Annotated in this window: 13 protein-coding genes; 10 read left to right on the forward strand and 3 right to left on the reverse strand. The window is 71.6% G+C overall.

Annotated features, from left to right (window positions below; all coding sequences use genetic code 11):
- The first annotated feature begins 16 nt into the window (after positions 1-16).
- Positions 17-502, forward strand: a complete 486-nt coding sequence (locus tag AV521_RS00400; RefSeq protein WP_076082117.1) for a GNAT family N-acetyltransferase — start codon at positions 17-19, stop codon at positions 500-502.
- 18 nt (positions 503-520) lie between these two features.
- Here AV521_RS00400 and AV521_RS00405 read toward each other — a convergent pair whose 3' ends face one another.
- Positions 521-1,873 carry an amidase gene (locus AV521_RS00405; protein ID WP_076082119.1) on the reverse strand — a complete coding sequence of 451 codons (1,353 nt, stop codon included), beginning with the start codon at positions 1,871-1,873 and terminating at the stop codon, positions 521-523.
- 219 nt (positions 1,874-2,092) lie between these two features.
- On the opposite strand from AV521_RS00405, the gene AV521_RS00410 reads away from it, so the two are divergent.
- The 3 genes from AV521_RS00410 to AV521_RS00420 are packed head-to-tail and all read left to right on the forward strand — an operon-like array spanning position 2,093 to position 5,066.
- Positions 2,093-4,429 carry an alpha-L-fucosidase gene (locus AV521_RS00410; protein ID WP_076082120.1) on the forward strand — a complete coding sequence of 779 codons (2,337 nt, stop codon included), beginning with the start codon at positions 2,093-2,095 and terminating at the stop codon, positions 4,427-4,429.
- Positions 4,417-4,617, forward strand: coding sequence for a hypothetical protein (locus tag AV521_RS52190; RefSeq protein ID WP_076082122.1), 201 nt, complete (start codon positions 4,417-4,419; stop codon positions 4,615-4,617). The genes AV521_RS00410 and AV521_RS52190 overlap by 13 nt, the downstream gene beginning before the upstream one ends.
- Positions 4,614-5,066 (forward strand): discoidin domain-containing protein, encoded by a 453-nt coding sequence (locus tag AV521_RS00420; protein ID WP_076082123.1) that lies wholly within the window; start codon positions 4,614-4,616, stop codon positions 5,064-5,066. The genes AV521_RS52190 and AV521_RS00420 overlap by 4 nt, the downstream gene beginning before the upstream one ends.
- 18 nt (positions 5,067-5,084) lie before the next feature.
- Here AV521_RS00420 and AV521_RS00425 read toward each other — a convergent pair whose 3' ends face one another.
- A complete protein-coding gene (locus AV521_RS00425; RefSeq protein ID WP_076082125.1) occupies positions 5,085-6,143 on the reverse strand; it encodes a LacI family DNA-binding transcriptional regulator in 1,059 nt (352 codons plus the stop codon).
- A gap of 219 nt (positions 6,144-6,362) precedes the next feature.
- On the opposite strand from AV521_RS00425, the gene AV521_RS00430 reads away from it, so the two are divergent.
- Genes AV521_RS00430 through AV521_RS00455 form a run of 6 tightly spaced genes read left to right on the forward strand, consistent with a single transcriptional unit; the run spans position 6,363 to position 15,842 of the window.
- Positions 6,363-7,649 carry an ABC transporter substrate-binding protein gene (locus AV521_RS00430; protein WP_076082127.1) on the forward strand — a complete coding sequence of 429 codons (1,287 nt, stop codon included), beginning with the start codon at positions 6,363-6,365 and terminating at the stop codon, positions 7,647-7,649.
- Between the two features lie 6 nt (positions 7,650-7,655).
- Positions 7,656-8,567, forward strand: coding sequence for a carbohydrate ABC transporter permease (locus tag AV521_RS00435; protein WP_076082128.1), 912 nt, complete (start codon positions 7,656-7,658; stop codon positions 8,565-8,567).
- Positions 8,564-9,469, forward strand: a complete 906-nt coding sequence (locus tag AV521_RS00440) for a carbohydrate ABC transporter permease (RefSeq protein ID WP_076082130.1) — start codon at positions 8,564-8,566, stop codon at positions 9,467-9,469. Before AV521_RS00435 ends, AV521_RS00440 begins: the two co-directional genes overlap by 4 nt.
- 26 nt (positions 9,470-9,495) lie before the next feature.
- A complete protein-coding gene (locus AV521_RS00445; RefSeq protein ID WP_107480774.1) occupies positions 9,496-10,752 on the forward strand; it encodes a glycosyl hydrolase in 1,257 nt (418 codons plus the stop codon).
- Complete coding sequence (locus AV521_RS00450) at positions 10,749-12,764, forward strand: endo-beta-N-acetylglucosaminidase (protein WP_076082132.1); 2,016 nt, start codon at positions 10,749-10,751, stop codon at positions 12,762-12,764. Before AV521_RS00445 ends, AV521_RS00450 begins: the two co-directional genes overlap by 4 nt.
- A 60-nt stretch (positions 12,765-12,824) precedes the next feature.
- Entirely contained in the window at positions 12,825-15,842 is a 3,018-nt protein-coding gene (locus AV521_RS00455; protein ID WP_076082133.1) for a glycoside hydrolase family 38 C-terminal domain-containing protein, read from the forward strand.
- A 17-nt stretch (positions 15,843-15,859) separates the two neighbouring features.
- On the opposite strand, the gene AV521_RS00460 is transcribed toward AV521_RS00455, so the two are convergent.
- Positions 15,860-16,831, reverse strand: a complete 972-nt coding sequence (locus tag AV521_RS00460) for a hypothetical protein (protein ID WP_076082134.1) — start codon at positions 16,829-16,831, stop codon at positions 15,860-15,862.
- Between the last annotated feature and the right edge of the window lie 2 nt (positions 16,832-16,833).

Genomic DNA, 16,833 nt, shown 5'->3' on the forward strand with positions numbered 1-16,833 from the left:
TGACAGACTCACGCCCATGCTGATCAGAGAAACCGTGGCCGACGACTGGCCGCGGATATGGCCTTTCTGGCACCGGATCGTCGCCGCCGCCGAAACCTACGCCTGGGACCCGGAGACCTCCGAGGAGGACGCCCGCGCGCTCTGGATGAACCCCGCCAAGCGGGTCTACGTCGCCGAGGACGCGGCCGGACGCGTGGTCGGCTCGGCCTATCTCGCTGCCAACTACGGCGGCCCCGCCTCCCACGTGGCCAACGCCGGCTTCATGGTCGACCCCGATCGCGCAGGCCAGGGCATCGGCCGCGCCCTCGCCGAACACGTCCTGGCCGAGGCCGGGGCCCACGGCTACCGCGCGATGGTCTTCAACGCCGTGGTCGAGACCAATCCCGCGGTCACCCTGTGGACCTCCCTCGGCTTCACCGTCCTCGCCACGATCCCGGAGGCCTACGACCACCCCCGGGACGGCAGGGTGGGACTGCACATCATGTACCGGGCGCTCACCTAGTGCCCCGACAGGCAGGGCTCAGGAGTCGGCCATCGGTGCCGTCCGCCGCCAGGGGCGCAGCCGCTCCAGTTCCTCCGCCAGCTCCAGCAGGACCGCCTCCGTACCCGGGCGGCCGACGAGCTGTACGGCGCACGGGGCGCCCGAGGGGAGGGTGCCGAACGGAACCGACATCGCGGGCCAGCCGGTCAGGTTCCAGGGCGGGGTGAACGGGGAGTACGCGGTGTTGGCGAGGATGTTGCGCAGCCAGCCGCGTTCGTGCCACGGCCCGGCCGCGGGGGAGCGCCGGGCCAGGGCCGGGGTGAGCAGGACGTCGTGCTCGGTGAAGAAGGGCGTCAGCCGGTCGCGCAGCCGCTCCCGGCTGTCTCCGGCGCGCACCGAGCGGACGAACCGCCGGCCCAGATCCGCGTGCACCCGGGTCCGCCGGACCAGCCGCGCCCGGTCCAGGCCCGCGGCGTCCACCGCCGTCCCGGCCGTCCAGTGCCGCAGCGCGGTCACGCCCAGCGAGAGCGGATACGGCGGCTCGGCCCGCCGCACCCGGTGCCCGGCCCGCGCCAGCGCCCCGGCCGCCTCCCGCACCGCGGTCGTATACGGCCTGCTCACCCCGACCCCGGCCAGCGGGCTGCGCAGGGCCACCGCGATCCGCCGGGGCGCCGGCTCTTGCCCGGGCCGGCGTACCTCGGCGCCCGCGAGGACGCCCAGCGTCAGCCGCAGATCCTCCACCGTCGTGGCCAGCGGACCGTTCTCCGCCATGCCGAACCAGTCGCCTTGGCCGATCCCCGCCGGAATCACCCCCAGCCCCGGCTTGAGCGTGACCAGGCCGCAGTTCGCGGCCGGGATGCGCAGCGAGCCCATCCCGTCGTTGCCGAGCGCGACCGGCACCAGGCCCGCGGCCACCGCGGCCGCGCTGCCGCCCGAGGAACCGCCCGCCGTGCGGGAGGTGTCCCACGGATTGCGGGTGATGCCGAAGACGCCCTCCGTGGTGCCGAAGACACACAGCTCGGGCACGTTCGTCAGGCCGACCACCACCGCGCCGGCCGCCCGCAGCCGGGCCACCGTGACATGGTCCTCGGCGGCCGGGGTGTCAGGGGTGGCGGCGGAGCCGTCGCGGTGGGACTCGCCGCGCACCGCCAGATTGTCCTTGACGGCCACGGGCACGCCCGCGAGCGGCAGTTCGGCCAGATCGGCACGGGCGGCCACCGCGTCGGCCTCGGCCAGCGCCGCCTCGGCCCGCACCGTGCGAAAAGCCCCGATCCGTCCGTCGAGGCGCTCGATCCGGGCGAGGCAGTCTGCCACCACCTCCCGTGGCGTGACCTCCTTGGCGCGTACGTCGGCGGCTGTCTCGGCGGCGGTCCGCCCGGCCCGGTCACCCACAGGCACTCCTCGCTCGGTCGTCGGCTACTCGCCGGTATCCATCACGGCGCAGGGAGAACTGTGCCCGCTCGGGCGCGGTACGTCGAGAGGTCCTTCTCGACAACGCACTGATCGTCCGATCAATGCGCCAAGTGCAGCCCGCTGCACCCCCGTTGACAGTCTCGTGGCCGCCCCACAATCATCAGACGTCCGATGAATCGGAGTGCATGGGAGCCGCTCATGAGCACGTATCCCAGACGTCTGATCCTGGGCGCGGCAGCGGGCGTGACCGCCGCGGCCGCCCTGCCGCTCAGCACCACGACCCCCGCGCGGGCCGCCGACCAGCAGGGACCGTGGGCCGCCGTCCCCGATCCGGTGCCCGTCGCGCTCGACGCCCTCTTCGACAACGACGGCATCGACACCGCCTCCGCCCGCGGCGGCGACTTCGACGGCTCCGGCTACACCTTCCCCGGCGAGGAGCTCCCCGCCGGCCCGGTCGAGGTGGCCGGCGTGCCCTTCCGGTTCCCGGCCTCGACCGCGGGGACCCGCAACAACGTCGTCGCCCTCGGTCAGCGTCTCGACCTGCCGAAGGGCCGCTATCTGTCGGCCTTCTTCCTCACCGCGGCCAGCTACGGCAACGCCTCCGGCACGGCCACCGTGCACTACGCCGACGGCACGACCAGCACCGCCGGCCTCGGCGGCGCGGACTGGTACTCGGCCGGCGGCCCGCTGTCGGCGCCCTACCGCTACCGCCCCGACGGCGGCAAGGACGAGCACGGCGTCGGTATCGGCGTCGCGGAGATCTGGCTCGACCCGCGCCGCGAAGCGGTCGCCCTCACCCTCCCCGTCACCAACCCGGCCGAGGCGAACAAGGCCTCCCTGCACCTCTTCGCCCTCACCCTGCAACCCGTCGCCGAGGGCCGGGCGTTGACGCTGCGCGCCCCGCATTCCACCCCCTCCCTGCTCGAACCGTCCGGCGCGCAGAGCGTGGAGGCCACCGTCGTCAACGCGGGCACCGTCGCCGTACTGGCCGCGGACGGCGTCTCGGTGACCGTGGACGCACCGGGCGCCCGCACGGTCCAGCCCGCCCGGATCCGCCGCCTCGACCCCGGCGAACAGGCCCGCGTCCGCATCGGCATCCGCAACACCCCGGGCACCGAGCCGGGCACCCGCGGGGACGGCACGGTCACGGTCACCGGCCGAGGGGCCCGAGCGGCCGCGTCCCGGGCGACGCTGACCCTCGGCACCGCCGACTACCAGCCCACCGAGACCTCCCTATCGGCGCACCAGGCGCCGTACTGGTTCCAGGGAGCGAAGTTCGGCGTCTTCGTCCACTGGGGCGTCTACTCGGTGCCCGCCTGGTCACCGGTGGGCAAGCAGTACGCCGAGTGGTACTGGGACCACATGCAGGATCCGGCGGGCGCCGTGTACGCCTACCACCGGGACACCTACGGCGAGGACTTCGCCTACGACGACTTCATCCCCCGCTTCACCGCCGAGCGGTTCGACCCGCGCGCCTGGGTGGAGCTGTTCCGGGACGCGGGCGCCCAGTACCACGTCCTGACCTCCAAGCACCACGAGGGCTTCGCCCTGTGGGACACCAAGGTCTCCGACCGCAACGCCGTCAAGATGGGCCCCAAACGGGATCTGGTGAGGGAACTCTTCGAGGCGAGCCGCCGCTACACCCCCGGACTCCACCGGGGCCTGTACTTCTCCATGCCCGAATGGTTCAACCCGGACAACCCCTGGATGGGCCACGCCCCGCGCAACCCGTACACTCTCCAGCCGGTGCCGTACACCGGCTACACGGCCGGCAAGGACTACGTCCACGACTACCAGGCCGCGCAGATGCTCGAACTGATCCACGGCTACGACCCCGAGATCATCTGGTGCGACATCGGCGGCGTGAACGACAGCGTCCACGTCCTCGCCGAGTACTTCAACCACGCCAAGAACCGCCCCCGGCCGATCGACGTCACGGTCGACGACCGCTCGGGCATCGCCTCCCACGACTTCACGACGCCCGAGTACACGACGTACGCCAACACGGTCGTCGCCAAGTGGGAGGCCAGCAGGGGCCTGGACCCGTTCTCCTACGGCTACAACCAGGCGACGCCCGACTCCGCCTACATGACCGCGGAGGAGGTGGTCCACACTCTCGTCGACATCGTTTCGAAGAACGGCAACTTCCTCCTCGACATCGGCCCGCGCGCCGACGGCACCATCCCCGAGATCATGCAGACCCGGCTGCGGGAGACGGGCGCGTGGCTCAAGACGAACGGGGAGGCGATCTACGACACCACCTACTGGTCGCGGACGGCCCAGCTCGGCGACGACCTGCGGTTCACCGTCCGCCCGGGCGAGGCCTTCTACATCCATTCCCTCGCCGCACCCGGCCCGAAGCTCACCGTCGAGGCCCCGGTGCCGGTGCGCCCCGGCGACAAGGTGACGATGCTCGGCCATGACCGGCCCCTGACCTGGACCGTCACGGGCGGCGCACTCGTGATCGACGTACCGGAGGCCGCCCGGAAGGCCGGCCGGTACGCCTGGGTGTTCAAGGTGGAGTGGCACGACTGAGCGCCGCCGGAGAAGACTCGGGCTGCTCGGACCCGTACGACGCGCCCGACGAGGGGAGCCGGGGCGCGCTGCTCGCGGCCCGCGACGTCGCCGACTATCTGCAGTGGTGGCCCGCCGAGTGCGATGTGTCCATCCGGGACGGCTGGTTCTACCACGCGGCCAACGGCCGAAGTCCGTCGAGCAGTTGACGGACATCTACTTCCGGTCCGTGGGCCGCGACTCGGTGCTGCTGCTCAACGTGCCGCCGGACACGGACGGCTTGCTGCCCGCGGCGGACGTGGCCCGGCTGCGGGAGTTCCGCGGGCGTATCGACCGGGAGCTGCCCGAGGACCTGGCCCGTGGCGCCCGGACCGCCGCCGCACCGGGGTGCCTCACCGTCGACCTCGGCATGGAGCGGGAGGTGGACCGGATCCGGCTGGCGGAGGACATCCGGCACGGGCAGCAGATCGAGGGCTTCGCAGTCGAGGCCGAGACCGACGGCGAGTGGTCGCAGGTGGCCGCCGCCGGGACGGTGGGCGCGAGCCGGATCCTGCTGCTGGCGGCGCCGGTACGGGCCCGACGGTGGCGGGTCCGGGTCACCGCGGCCCGGGCGGCCGTACACATCGCCGAGTTCGGGCTGTACCGGTCGCGCAACTGACGGCGATGGCTGCGCTCTTCAAGCAGACGGCTGGTCGGGGCGCACCGCCGCCGTGCTGCCCCGCACCGTCAGGTGGGGCACCGGCACGCGTACCGCCCGCGCCGAACCCCCGTCCAGCAGGGCCGTCAGCTCCCGGGCCGCCGTGCGGCCGAACTCCGCGCTGTCGCGGGAGAGCGCGGAGAGCCAGGGTTTGACCATGCGGCACAGGGCCGAGTCCTCCCAGGAGACGACGGAGACGTCCGCCGGTACCGAGTAGCCGAGTTCGGCCGCCGCCGAGACCCCGGCCACCGCCATCACGTCGTTGTCGTAGATCAGGGCCGTCGGAGGCGGGCCGGCCCGCAGCACGCGGCGGGTCACGGCCGCGCCCTCCGCGTCGGAGTAGTCGGTGGTGACCGAGCGGACCTCGGTCAGGCCGCGCCGGTCGGCCTCGGCCCGCAGGGTCCGGATACGACGCTGGGTGTGGGCGAGGCCCGGCAGCCCGGCGATGTGCACGATCCTGTGGTGGCCCAGCGCCGTCAACTCGTCGACCACGGAGGCCATCGCACCCGCGTCGTCCGCCCAGACCGTCGACAGCTCGGGGTGGCGCTCGTCGGGTGCGCCGCCGATCACCACGGCGGGCAGGCCGAGTTCGTCCAGCAGGTCGGGGCGCGGGTCGTCGGCGCGCGGGTCGACCACCAGGACGCCGTCGACCCGGTGCTCCGCCCACCAGCGGCGGTAGACCGCGCACTCGTCGGCCACGTCCTCCACGACCTGGAACAGCAGCCCCAGATGCCGTTCGGCGAGCACCTCCTGGATGCCGGAGACCAGTTGGAGGAAGAACGAGTCGACGCCCAGGGTGTCGGCGGGGCGGGCCAGGACGAAGCCGACCGTCGCCGCGCCCTCGCCGGACAGGGCGCGGGCGGCCGTGCTGGGACGCCAGCCGAGCTGCTCAGCGACCCGGCGGACCCGCGCGCGGGTGGCCTCGGAGACACCGGGGCGGCCGTTCAGCGCGAAGGAGACCGCGCTCTCGGAGACTCCGGCCCGCCGGGCGATGTCCTTCATCGTGGGCCGGCGTGCGGGGGACCGCTTGGGCGGCACGTTTCTCCCCCTTCCTGGCAGTGTTCGCTAATGCGCTTGAGTGTCAAGACCCTAAAGCGCATTAGCGAATGTCGGCAAGTTCCCGTACAGAACTCTCTGACCTGCACTAATGAATCACCTATTTCTTTAGTTCGGATGACTGCATTGACTTTCTCCGAACGGCGCGGGCAAGGTCTCTGGCACCCCGACAGCCCGACACAGCAAGGGAGCCGTGTCATCGTGCCCAAGCCCCGCAGAGCCCTCGCCGCCGCTGTCGTCGCCCTCGTCCTGCCGCTGAGCGCCTGCGGTTCGGGCGGGGACGGCGGCGGCTCGACCGACGCCTCAGGCAAGGTCGAGGGCGACATCACCTTCCAGACCTGGAACCTGCGCGCGAACTTCAAGTCGTACTTCGACGGGCTCGTCGCCGACTTCGAGAAGAAGTACCCCGGCGCGCATGTGAAATGGGTCGACCAGCCCGCCGAGGGCTACCCCGACAAGCTCAGCGCCGACGCCGGCGGCGGCACCCTGCCCGACGTCGTCAACGTCTCCCCGGACCTGGTCGCCCCGCTCGCCAGGGCCGGGCTGGCCCTGGACCTCGACAAGGCCGCCGGGAAGTACAGATCCGAGTACCTGGACGGCGCCTGGGCCAGCCACCGGATACCGGGCATGAGCGGCACGTACGCCTTCCCCTGGTACCTGAACACCGGCCCGCTCTTCTACAACAAGGCCCTGTTCACCAAGGCCGGACTGAACCCCGGCCGGCCGCCGAAGACCTACGACGAACTCTTCGCCGACGCCCTGCAGATGGCGAGGAAGAGCGGCGGCCAGGTCGCCACCCTCGCCAACGTGCCCACCATCGAGGACTTCGGGCGCTACGGCGTCACCCTGATGAACCAGCAGGGCAGCGCGTTCGCCTTCAACGACACCAAGGGCGTCGAACTCCTCACCAGATACAAGGAGTTGTACGATGCCAAGGCCCTCGACCCGCAGGCGCTGACCGCGACCCCGGAGTCCTCCGGCAAGAAGTTCCTCACCGGCGCCGTCGCCATGAACCCCGGCAGCGCCCTCGACCTCGACAACTTCAAGAAGAACGCCCCGAGCCTGTACCGGAACATCGGCATCACCGACCAGATCACCAGCACCGGGCACGTCAACATGTACGTGATGGGGGTGATGGTCAACTCCCGTACCAAGCACACCCCGGCCGCCGTCGCCTTCGCGCACTTCGTCACCGACGCGCAGAACCAGATGTCGTTCGCGAAGAAGGTCGCCATCTTCCCCAGCACCGCCGGGTCCCTGAACGACCCGTACTTCACCAAGGAGGACGGCACCGACGAGACCCGGGTGCGCATCGCCGCCGCCAAGTCCCTTGAGAGCGCCGTCAATTACACGCCCGTCCTGTTCAGCGACCAGATGAAGACAGCGCTGCGCAACGAGGTGGCCAAGGCGCTCCAGGGCAAGGAGAGCCCCAAGCAGGCCCTCGACAACGCTGTCAACGCCGCCAACCGCCTTCTCCAGCAGGGTTGAGCGGCCATGGCCACCCCGGTCCCTGCCAGGCGCCGACCACCGGCGAGGATTCGGCGCCAACTCCCGTACAGTCCCTGGCTGTTCGCCGCACCCGGACTGCTCGTGACGGGTGCCTTCGTGCTCTACCCGTTCGTCTCCACCCTGGTGAACTCCTTCACCGACCGCCGCACCCTGCTGCCGGGGCACTTCGTGGGCCTCGCCAACTTCCGCGAGCTGCTCCACGACGACATGTTCTGGACCGGGCTGCGCAACAGCACCCTGTACATCCTCGGCGTCGTACCCGCCCTCGTCGTCCTGCCGCTGCTGCTCGCGCTGCTGGTGCAGAAGAACATCCCCGGCATCACCTTCTTCCGCTCCGCCTTCTACACCCCGGTCGTCGCCTCGATCGTGGTGGTCGGGCTGATCTGGGTGTGGCTGCTCGACGAACGCGGGCTCGTCAACTCGCTGCTGGAGACCGTGGGGATCGGCCGGATCGGGTTCCTCAGTGACCAGTGGCTGCTCCTGCTGAGCGCGATGGCCGTCACGGTGTGGAAGGGCCTCGGCTACTACATGATCATTTATTTGGCGGCGCTGGCGAACGTGCCCCGTGAACTGCACGAGGCCGCGGCGGTGGACGGCGCGGGGCCCGTGCGCCGCTTCCGCTCGGTCACCGTGCCCGCCGTGCGCTCCACGATGGTGCTGGTCGCCGCCCTGTCCTCGGTCGCCGCGTTCAAGGTGTTCTCCGAGGTGTACCTGATGGCGGGCCCGACCGGCGGCCCGGCGGGCGAGGACACCACCCTCGTCATGCTCGTCCAGCGCACCGGCACCGGCCTGACCGGCCGGGTCGGCTACGCCTCCGCGCTCTCCGTCGTCGTGTTCGTCGTCACCGTCGCGCTGATGCTGCTCGTGCTGCGCGCCGACCGCAGGGAGGAGTCGTGAGCGTCCTGGAGAGGGTACGGCCCGAGCCGCCCGGCACCGTGCGGCGGGAGCCGCGCGTCACCGACGAGCACGGCCGCCGTATCCGCGTCGGCGAGCTGGTCTGGCGCTATCTGCTGCTCCTCGCCGTCCTCGCGCTGACCGTCGGCCCCTTCCTCTGGCAGCTCTCCACCTCCCTCAAGGGCCCCACCGAGGACATCTACGGCTCGCCGCCGAGCTTCCTGCCCGCCCGTCCCACGCTGCACAACTACACCCGGGTCGCCGACACCATCCCTGTCTGGGACTACGCCCTGAACTCCCTGAAGGTCGCCACCGCCAACGTCGTCACCAACTGCGTCGGCTCGGCGCTCGCCGGATACGCCCTGGCCCGGCTGCGCTTCCGCGGCCGGCGCGGGACCACGCTGGTGTTCGTGCTCGCGATGCTCGTGCCCGTCGAGGGCATCGTCATCGCCCAGTTCACCACCATGCGCGAACTCGGCCTGAACAACACGCTCATCGGCGTCGTGCTGCCCGGTGCGATCGGCGCGATGAACGTGCTGCTGATGCGGGGCGCCTTCCGCAACCTGCCGTACGAGATCGAGGAGGCGGCCTATGTCGACGGCGCCAACGTCTGGCAGCGGTTCCTGCGCGTCGCGCTGCCCTCGGTGAAGGGGACCGTCGCCGTCGTCGCGATCTTCGCCTTCATGGGCGCCTGGGACGACTTCCTGTGGCCGCTGATCGTCCTCAGCGACCCGTCCAAGTTCACCCTGACCATCGGCCTGAACTATCTGCACGGCACCTTCGCCAACGACGAACGCATCGTCGCGGCCGGCACCGTCATCGCCGTGGCGCCGCTCATCGCCCTCTTCGCGTGCCTCCAGCGGTACTTCTTCCGAGGCGTCGGCGAGGGCGCCGTCAAGGGCTGAACACCCGTACGTCACAAGGACACTCCATGCCTCCTGCCGTGCGCTTCGGCGTCAACTACACCCCGAGCGAAGGGTGGTTCCACCACTGGCTCGACTTCGACCTCGACTCGGTGCGCGCCGACCTGGACGCGATCGCCGCGCTCGGCCTCGACCACATCCGCGTCTTCCCGCTGTGGCCCTACTTCCAGCCCAACCGCACCCTGATCCGCCCGCACGCTGTCGACCAGCTCGTCGCCCTCGCCGACGCGGCCGCCGAACGCGGTCTGGACGTCAACGTCGACGGCCTGCAGGGCCACTTGAGCAGCTTCGACTTCCTGCCCGCGTGGACCCGCACCTGGCACCGGCGCAACCTGTTCACCGACCCCGACGTGGTCGAGGGCCAGGCCGCCTATCTGCGCACCCTCGCCGCCGCCCTCGCCGACCGACCGAACTTCATCGGCATGACCGTCGGCAACGAGGTCAACCAGTTCACCGCCGACCCCCACCCCGACCCTGACCGCATCACCTCCGAGGAAGCCGAGCGGTGGCTCATTCGGATGCTGGCCGCCTGTGCCCAGGGCGCCCCGGACCGGCTCCATCTGCACGCCTCCTACGACGCCGCCTGGTACCAGGACGACCAGCCCTTCACCCCCGGCCACTCCGCCCGGCTCGGCGACGTCACCGCCGTGCACTCCTGGGTGTTCAACGGCACCGCCCAGCGCCACGGCCGTACCTCCGTACAGGCCGAGCACCACGCCGCCTACCTCGTGGAGCTGAGCAAGGCCTGGGCTCAGGCACCCCACCGGCCGGTGTGGCTGCAGGAGGTCGGCGCACCCGCACCGCTCGTACCCGCCGAACACGCCGCAGCGTTCGCCGAGGCCACCATCACCCACGCCCTCGACTGCCCCGACCTGTGGGGCATCACCTGGTGGTGCTCCTACGACGTCTCGCGCGACCTCGCCGACTTCCCCGAACTCGAATACGGCCTCGGCCTGTTCACCCGGAGCCGCGAGCCCAAGGACATCGCCCGTGTGCTGGGCGACGCGGCTCACCGGATCCATGAGGCTCCCACCGCGCGCACCACCGCCCTCGTCGTGCCCGACGATCCGGCCCGCCGCTCCCGGTGCGCCCCCGGCGGACCAGTCTTCGACGCCTACTTCCGGCTCGTCGCCGACGGCGCCCGCCCCACCACCGTCCTCGACACCCGCGCGGACGACAAGGACCACCTCGCCGCGCGCGGCATCACCGAAGTCGTCACTCCCGACCAGGTACTCCCCACCCCACACGGAGGCACCCGCTCGTGAACCCCACCAGACGCACGGTCCTCATCGCCGCCGGCGCGGCCGCCCTGCTCCCGGCTGCTCCGGCCCTGGCTGCCACCCGTCCGAAGACCGGGGCGACTGCGCCGTACGCCTCCTACTGGTACCCGGACTCGCTCCCCGCCGGCAGTCCGGGCACCGGCATCACCTGGCGCAGCCTGAAGAGCTGGCGCGTGGCCGACGACGCCGACCTCGCGTTCAACGCCGCGTCCGTGCCGCTCGCCGCCCGCTTCACGCCGACCCCCGCGAACACCACGGCCCGCTCCGGCCAGGCCCGTATCCAGGCCCTCGTGTCCTTCGCGCCCACCTCCGGCAATCCGTCCCAGGGCGCGGCCACCGCCGACTACTACGCCCTGACGCACTGGGCCTACCTCGACGAGCTGGTCTTCTGGGGCGGCTCGGCCGGCGAGGGCCTGATCCTCGCGCCGAACGCGCCGATCGTGGACGCGGCCCACCGCCACGGCGTCCCGGTGCTCGGGAACATCTTCCTGCCGCCGACCGCGTACGGCGGTCAGCTGCAGTGGACCCGGGACCTGGTGCAGAAGGACGCCTCCGGACATTATCCGCTCGCCGCGCAACTCGTCGCGGTCGCGGCGGCCTACGGCTTCGACGGCTGGTTCGTCAACGCCGAGACGGGCGGCGGGAACACCGCCCTCGGCCAGGCCATGCTCGGTTTCGTCAAGGAGCTGAAGGCGCTCGCGACGGCCAAGGGGCAGCGGGTGACCTGGTACGACGCGATGACCGTGAACGGCACGGTCAGCTGGCAGGGCGCCCTGAACAGCCAGAACCAGGCGTTCTTCCAGGCCGCCGACGCCATGTTCGTGGACTTCCGGTGGAGCTCGGGCACGCTCGCGTCCTCGGGTGCGAAGGCGGACCGGCTGGGGCGCGGCCGCTATGCGTTGTGGGCTGGTGTCGACGTCGAGTCGAACGGGTCCGACACCTCCGTGAACTGGGACGCGATCGTGCCGTCCGGGCAGCCGCACATCACCTCGATCGGCTTCTACCGGCCGGAGTGGACCCGCAACCACCTGCCCGCGGGTCAACGCGCGCCCGAGGACTTCCACGCCGCCGACGACCGGTTCTGGACCGGGCGCTCACTGGACCCCTCCCGGCCGGACACGGGTGACCCCTGGCGGGCGCCGGCGGTGTCGGTCGCGGACCGCTCGACGCCGACCTCGCTGCCGTTCGCGACCGTGTTCAACACGGGACACGGGCTGCGCTGGTACGAGGAAGGGGCCGTCACCTCGGACGCCGCCTGGAACCACCTGGGGCTGCAGGACCGGCTGCCGTCGCGGCGGTGGGTGGTGCGCACGGCGGGGGAGCGGCCGGCGGTGGCCTTCGACTTCACCGACGCCTGGCGGGGCGGGAGCAGTGTGCTGGTGGACGGTGCACTGGACCGACCCGTGGTGGTGGACCTGTACGCGACCCGGATGCCGATCGGCGGGAACACGATGGTGCAGCTGACCTACCGGACCGACGCCGGCGCGGTGAACGTCGAGTTGGCCGTGGCGACGGCCGAGCCGAGCGGGGCCGGGGCGACTCCGCCGTACACATATCTGCCTGTGAGTTCGGTCAACAAGGGCGTCAACGGCTGGCAGGCCGTGACGCTTCCGCTCACCGGGCTGACCGGCACCGTCCACGCCCTCGGCGTGCGACTCACGGCCACGGCGGGTCCGGTGCGCTGGCGGCTGGGCGGCCTCGCCGTCGGGGACGCCGTCACCGCCCCGGCGGCCCCCACGGGTGCCCGTGTCACCGCCGCGACCGGTGGCGATCTGCGCCTCGCCTGGGACGCCGCACCGGGCGCCGTACGCCACTACGAGCTGCACCGCCTCCTGCCCGACGGCACCCGGCGCTTCCTCGGCGGCACCTGTCAGCGCGCCTACTACCTCACCGGCCTGCAGCCCGCACCGGGGGAGAGCACCGCACGGTTCGAACTGCGCGCTGTGGGGGAGCTCTACAACGCCTCGACTCCCGTGACCGTCAGCCACACCTGGTAAGCACCGGAACCGCAAACACCTGGATCCGCAAACACCCGGAACCCGCAGGGAGCACCTCGCATGCATGACGACCGCACTCTGGTGGAAGCCCGCCTCAGGCGTGTCCTCGACGAACGCATCCGCCCCGCCGTGTACCCCGAGTCCCTGCCGCTGCGGGTCGCGGTCTGGCACGCGCCCGGCGAGCCCGTACCGGTCGCGGAGGGACTCGCCGCCGAGCCGGAGCCCATCGAGGTCGGCGCCCGGTGGGGTGCTCCCTGGGGCACGAGCTGGTTCCGGGTGACCGGGACCGTGCCCGAGGCGTGGGCAGGGAAGACCGTCGAGGCCCTGCTCGACCTGGGCTTCGACGAGAACATGCCCGGCTTCCAGTGCGAGGGCCTCGTCCACCGGCCCGACGGCACCCCGGTGAAGGGTCTGAACCCGCGTAACCAGTGGGTGCGGATCGGCGCGCCGGCCGAGGGCGGCGAGGAGGTGTGCCTGCACATCGAGGCCGCCTCCAACCCCGTCATCCTCGACTACCACCCCTTCCTGCCCACCCGGCTGGGCGACAAGGAGACGGCCGGCAGCGAGCCCCAGTACACGCTCACCCGCATGGATCTCGCCGTCTTCGACGAGACCGTCTGGCAGCTGGTCATGGACCTGGAGGTGCTCGGCGAGCTGATGGCCGAGCTGCCCGTGGACTCCGCCCGCCGGCACGACGTCCTGCGGGCGGTGGAGCGGGCCCTGGACGCCGTCGACCTGCAGGACGTGAACGGCACGGCCGACCGGGCGAGGGAGCGGCTCACCGGTGTGCTGTCGGCGCCCGCCGTACCGTCCGCGCACCGGATCAGCGCCGTCGGGCACGCGCACATCGACTCGGCCTGGCTGTGGCCGCTGCGCGAGACGGTCCGCAAGGTGGCCCGTACGACCTCCAACATGACCGCGCTGATCGAGGACGAGCCGGGGTTCGTCTTCGCCATGTCCCAGGCCCAGCAGTGGGCATGGGTGAAGGAGCACCGGCCCGAGGTGTGGGCCCGGGTGAAGAAGGCCGTCGCGGAAGGGCGGTTCGTACCGGCCGGCGGGATGTGGGTGGAGTCGGACACCAACATGCCGGGCTCGGAGGCCATGGCCCGTCAGTTCGTGCACGGAAAGCGGTTCTTCCTCGACGAGTTCGGCGTCGAGAACGAGGAGGCCTGGCTGCCCGACACCTTCGGCTTCGCCGCCGGACTCCCGCAGATCATCAGGGCCGCGGGCAGCAAGTGGCTGCTGACGCAGAAGATCTCCTGGTCCCGGACCAACAAGTTCCCGCACCACACCTTCCAGTGGGAGGGCATCGACGGCACCCGGATCTTCACCCACTTCCCGCCCGTCGACACCTACAACTGCTCCATGAAGGGCGGCGAACTCGCCCACGCCGCACGCAACTTCAGGGACAAGGGCCGGGCCCGGCACTCCCTCGCGCCCACCGGCTGGGGCGACGGAGGAGGCGGCACGACCCGAGAGATGGTCGCCAAGGCGGCCCGGCTGCGCGACCTCGAAGGCTCGCCGACCGTCATCTGGGAGACACCCCGCGCCTTCTTCCAGAAAGCCGAGGCCGAGTACCCCGACGCGCCCGTCTGGGTCGGCGAGCTGTACCTCGAACTGCACCGCGCCACCCTCACCAGCCAGGCCAGGACCAAGCGGGGCAACCGGCGCAGCGAACACCTCCTCCGCGAGGCGGAGCTGTGGGCGGCCACCGCCGCCGTACGCACCGGATTCCGCTACCCCCACGAGGACTTGGACCGGATCTGGAAGACGGTCCTGCTGCACCAGTTCCACGACATCCTGCCCGGCTCGTCCATCGCCTGGGTGCACCGGGAAGCGAGGGCGACGTACGCGCGGATCACCGCGGAACTGGACGAGATCACCGCTGCCGCCCAGCGGGCCCTGGCCGGAGCGGGGGACCGGGAGCTGGTCTTCAACGCGGCGCCGCACCGCCGCGCCGGGGTTCCGGCCGGTGGCGCCGGAGCACACCTGCTGCCGCGGGGAACGAGCCTCGCGCCACGCGCCGACGGCGGATTCGTCCTGGCCAACGGCCTGCTCCGGGTCGAGATCGACGCCCTGGGGCTGATCGTCTCCGCCTACGACATCCAGGCCGACCGCGAGACCATCGCCCCCGGCAAGGCCGCGGGCCTGCTCCAACTCCACCAGGACTTCCCGAACATGTGGGACGCCTGGGACGTGGACGAGTTCTACCGGAACACGGTCACGGACCTCACCGGCGCGGAGTCGGTCCAGGCCGGTGAGGACGGCGTGTCGGTGCGGATCGCGCGCGCCTTCGGCGACTCCCGCGTCACCCAGGTGCTGTCCCTGCCGCCCGGCGAGCGGCGCCTGGTGATCGACACCGAGGTCGACTGGCACGAGACGGAGAAGTTCCTGAAGCTGACCTTTCCGCTGGACCTGCACGCCGAACGGTATGCCTCCGAGACCCAGTTCGGGCATGTGTTCCGCCCCACCCACACCAATACCTCCTGGGAGGCCGCCAAGTTCGAGGCGTGCAACCACCGGTTCGTCCACCTGGAGGAGCCGGGCTGGGGCGCGGCCGTCGTCAACGACTCGACGTACGGCCACGACGTGACCCGCACCGTGCGTACCGACGGCGACCGCGGTACGACGACCACGGTGCGCGTCTCCCTGCTGCGCGCCCCGCGCTTCCCCGACCCCGAGACCGACCAGGGTGTCCACCGCTTCCGGCACGCCCTGATCCCGGGTGCCTCGATTGCCGACGCGGTCCGCGAGGGCTGGCGGATCAACGTGCCCGAACGCCGTCTGACCGGCGCCCACGAGGTCGCCCCGCTGGTCACCGTCGACAACGACGCCGTGGTCGTCACGGCGGTGAAGCTGGCCGATGACGGCAGCGGGGACGTGGTGGTCCGGTTCCACGAGGCGTACGGCGGCCGGGCCCGCGCCACCCTCACGGCCGGGTTCGAGGTCGCGGACGTCACCGTGACCGACCTGCTGGAACGGCCGTCCGACGACACCGAGCCGCCGGAGCGCGACGGCGACCGGATCACCGTACGACTGCGGCCTTTCGAGCTGGTGACGCTCAGGCTGCGGCGCTGACCGGGGCACCGCCCGCGTCAGTCCGCCGGGGGCGACGCGGGCGGCGACGGGTCTTCGGGCCCGGACGGGTGCACATAGCGCAGCGGGGATCTCGTCGGCAGGCCCTGCCGCCACAGCCCGCCGAGGTCCTCGTTGGACCGCTGCTCCTCCTCCCGGTCGGCGGGGAGCGGGAGGTGGAGAGCGCTGAGCAGGTCGAAGCGGTGCAGATCGAAGGCCACCTCGACGTACTGGCCGTAGGCGACGGCCGCGTGGACGGCGGCGACGTAGGCGAGCCGGGACAGGACCGTGAGCAGCGCGGGGAGCAGCAGCCACCAGCCGGACCGCCACAGCAGCCAGACCGTCGGCGGCACACACAGCGCGGCGGTGACGCTCAGCCGCGCCGCCGCGTCCATCGCGTCGCGCTGCTCGGTCACCGTGGCCGCGATCCGGCCGCTCAGCAGCGGTTCCAGCCGGGTCCAGAACACCGGCGCGTCCAGACCGTACGCCCGTCCCGCCCGGGACTCGGCGGCGGTGAGCGCGTTGCCGAGGGCGGTGGGCCGGAAGAGGTGCGGCTCATCGACCGGGTAGCGCAGCCGTTGCCGGTATCCCCTCGTGAATTCCCGGTCGACCACTTCGGGGTTGTGCGCGTCCTCGCGGGTCAGCGTGCCGGTGGCGTCCCCACAGCGGTCCTTCTGGCGTTTCCGGCACCAGCGGGCGAGCCGTTCCAGGTGTCGCGGCCAGTAGCCCTCCAGCCAGCGCACCAACGGCAGTTGCAACGGCATGGTGATCACACCGACCGCGGTGACGAGCAGGAGCAGCAGCAGGCTCGGGCCGGCGCCCAGTCCTGCGGCGGTGCGCCAGGCACGCCCGAACCGCACCGGGCCGGGCGCGCCCGCCCACACCAGAACGAGCAGATAGACGCCGACGAGGGTCGTGGGCAGTGTCGAGACCAGGAAGAACCTGCCGCTGAACGACGGTCCGGCCGGTTTCGCAAGCGCGGACAGGTTCACCG

The organism is Streptomyces sp. IMTB 2501 (assembly GCF_001953885.1).
Taxonomy (GTDB): Bacteria; Actinomycetota; Actinomycetes; order Streptomycetales; family Streptomycetaceae; genus Streptomyces.

Coding starts and splice junctions, on each gene's coding strand:
- AV521_RS00400 (WP_076082117.1), top strand. CDS start 17: ATGCTGATCAGAGAAACCGTGGCCGACGACTGGCCGCGGATATGGCCT.
- AV521_RS00410 (WP_076082120.1), top strand. CDS start 2,093: ATGAGCACGTATCCCAGACGTCTGATCCTGGGCGCGGCAGCGGGCGTG.
- AV521_RS00435 (WP_076082128.1), top strand. CDS start 7,656: ATGGCCACCCCGGTCCCTGCCAGGCGCCGACCACCGGCGAGGATTCGG.
- AV521_RS00445 (WP_107480774.1), top strand. CDS start 9,496: ATGCCTCCTGCCGTGCGCTTCGGCGTCAACTACACCCCGAGCGAAGGG.
- AV521_RS00455 (WP_076082133.1), top strand. CDS start 12,825: ATGCATGACGACCGCACTCTGGTGGAAGCCCGCCTCAGGCGTGTCCTC.